The following is a 2,578-nucleotide window of genomic DNA, read 5'->3' as shown; positions in this document are numbered from 1 at the left end:
CTTAAATAATGGATATTGACAGTGAAGAAATATAAAAAGACTTATTGGGGGGCTATCCCAAAAGAGTTTAAGGCTCATGACAATGTGATATTCAAACGCTTTGGGAGGCGGTCAAATTGGTCGAGTGCTACCTCTATATTGGGTTTGAAGGGCGGAGCCTGTGCGAAGACAATGTTTTTCAGCATGCTTGCTCGAACTGTCCATAGCAATCCTGACTTGTTTGAATCAATACCCCCTGTTTCAATTAATTGGTCGGAGCGTTTTGTCGATGATGGCGATAAAACGCTTGTTGTTGAACATGGCTGGCTACCGAGATCGTCTTATCAAATCTCTCCTCATGGGGCCAATGCACGCAGCCACACTCAGTTTGACTCTGGCGTTGATTATGTTGAGCGCATAGGTCGACGCGATTTAGAGCACTGCAAAGCTCGCGCTCAACACTTCTTGAGGCCTAAAAAGGTTGATATCGCAGGCCTTACTCAAAAGCCTTTTTGTTTATTGCCACTCCAAGGAGGAGAGGACTATAACCTGAAGTTTTCTGATTCTGGTTTTGAGAGCTTGTATGGGCAGAAGGGCGCCAACGATTTATTGGCTCAGGCGCTAATTGATCGGAGTTATGCGGAAGCGCAAGGTGTGAACATTATCGTGACTGAGCATCCTGCTAAAAAATGCCGCTTATCTAATGCTCCGACGTTACCAAAGGGTGTGACATTTATCGAGGCTAAGAAAGGTATCCGTAGTATTGATTTAGCCGCGCATAAAAATTGTGTTGGGGTCGTATCGGTTAACTCTAACTTGGTTCATGAGGCAATGGTCTTAGGCAAGCCTGTTTGTTCTTATGGGCGTTTGATGTACAAGAGTGATGATAAGCCAATGTTTTCGTCAATTGCAGATATGCTGACATGTGGCGAACAAGACCTCAGCCTGGCTGATCAGTATTTAGCGCTATTATTTTTAAGTCAGTGGGAACTCACTGACTTAATGGACCCTATAATTGTGCAGACTTTATTAAACAGCATGGGGAAGGTTTTCCCTTGGGAGTTACGTCGAGGTATTTAACATTGGCTAATGTAAAAGAATATTCTTTTTTACCAGCTTAAAGCTTTTGCCAAGAATCAAACCTCTAATAAGTCTAGATTCAACACCGCTAACTTTACAGCTTCGCGATACTAAGAGTAAAACGTACATTAGCTGGCTTCCCATAATATATAGATAACCTCCTATTTCCGGGTTGCTGGTATATACTGATACGTACTTATTTCGGGTGACAGATGATTAAGGGTATCTTGTATTGAATACTGGTTTCTGGCCGAGCTTTATTGCTCATATTAAATTTACTCTAGCTTTTCTTTTATTGGTTACTTCTATCGAGATGCATGCGAGCTCTGACCAAGCCCGCCACTGCTTCAATTCAGGAGACTATGTCTGCGCCAAAAATATATGGGAGCCATTAGCTTATAAAGGCGATAGCATTGCCCAATTCTATATGGCCCGAATTAATCAGGAAGGTTTAGGTGTCGCTAAGAACATTTCTAATGCGCAGATATGGTACGTAGAAGCCGCTGAGTCAGGCTTGTTGGAAGCGCAAAATAATCTAGCTGTGCTGTATGAGAAAGGTGACGGTTTACCTAGAGATATTAATAAAGCGATAAAGTGGTATACGCTAGCGGCCGAACAGGGCGATACCTCAGCTCAATATAATCTAGCCTTAATTTATTACACCAATGAAGACGTCAAAGACGAAACAAAGGCTAATAGCTGGTTCAAGAAGGCGGCTAAGTTGGGAGACGTTCAAGCTCAGTATAACTTAGCGCTAATGCTCTTAAATGGATTGGGTGTCGAAGCTAAACCGAAAAGGGCTTTGCGTTGGTTGAGACGGGCGGCTGATCATGGGCATATACTGTCTCAGTATCAACTAGGCAGAATTTATCATTCTGGTGAAGTCTCTGGTAAAAACATAGCTGAAGCCATTAGTTGGTATACCTTGGCAGCCGAACAAGGTGATATCGATTCTCAGCTAAGTTTGGCGCAAATCTATTTACAAGATGGTCCTCAACACGACTCGCATGAATCATTTCGTTGGTTTGAAGTGGCTGCAAAATCAGGAAGTGCTCAGGCTCAGTTTCAATTAGGTCGTTTCTATCAAAGCGGTTTCGGTGTTATTAAGAACTTAAGCAAGGCGCAGCAATTGTATCAACAGGCTTGTAGGCAGAGACTTTCTGTTGCTTGTCAGGCTGGCGCTGCGCTGTAAACTTAGGCTCTTCTTGATAGGCATGGCTTGAGCTATAATGCTCAGTTCGCTCATTAGTTAAAATCCCTTTATGTCTTCTTCCTCATCAGAAAATCCCAACGCATTTACCGCTAACGGCCAGAATTATGAGCTTCAGCGTTATCCTGTTGAAAAGCGTAGTCAGTTGCGTGCCTGGGATGCTGCAGACAGCTACCTGCTTAATCTGGTTGATGACATGGCTGGAAGCTTCAAGCAGCTTTGTATCGTGCACGATAACTTTGGTGCTTTGACGATTCCTTTAATGAAATATAAGCCCCTCTGTTACGGCGACTCATGGATGTCATTAGA

Annotated in this window: 2 protein-coding genes and 1 pseudogene; all 3 read left to right on the top strand. The window is 43.3% G+C overall.

Annotated features, from left to right (window positions below; all coding sequences use genetic code 11):
• The first annotated feature begins 21 nt into the window (after positions 1 to 21).
• Positions 22 to 1,059, top strand: a complete 1,038-nt coding sequence (locus tag A3757_RS18040) for a hypothetical protein (protein WP_068510876.1) — start codon at positions 22 to 24, stop codon at positions 1,057 to 1,059.
• Between the two features lie 232 nt (positions 1,060 to 1,291).
• On the top strand, positions 1,292 to 2,251 hold the full coding sequence (locus tag A3757_RS18035; RefSeq protein ID WP_068510874.1) for a tetratricopeptide repeat protein: 960 nt from the start codon (positions 1,292 to 1,294) through the stop codon (positions 2,249 to 2,251).
• Positions 2,252 to 2,321: 70 nt separating this feature from the next.
• A pseudogene (locus A3757_RS18030) lies at positions 2,322 to 2,578 on the top strand (hypothetical protein); the annotation flags it as partial.

The sequence above is a fragment of the Oleiphilus sp. HI0117 genome (assembly GCF_001635235.1).
Note: the sequence above shows the minus strand (reverse complement) of the source record. Positions and strands in the feature narration are given on the sequence as shown.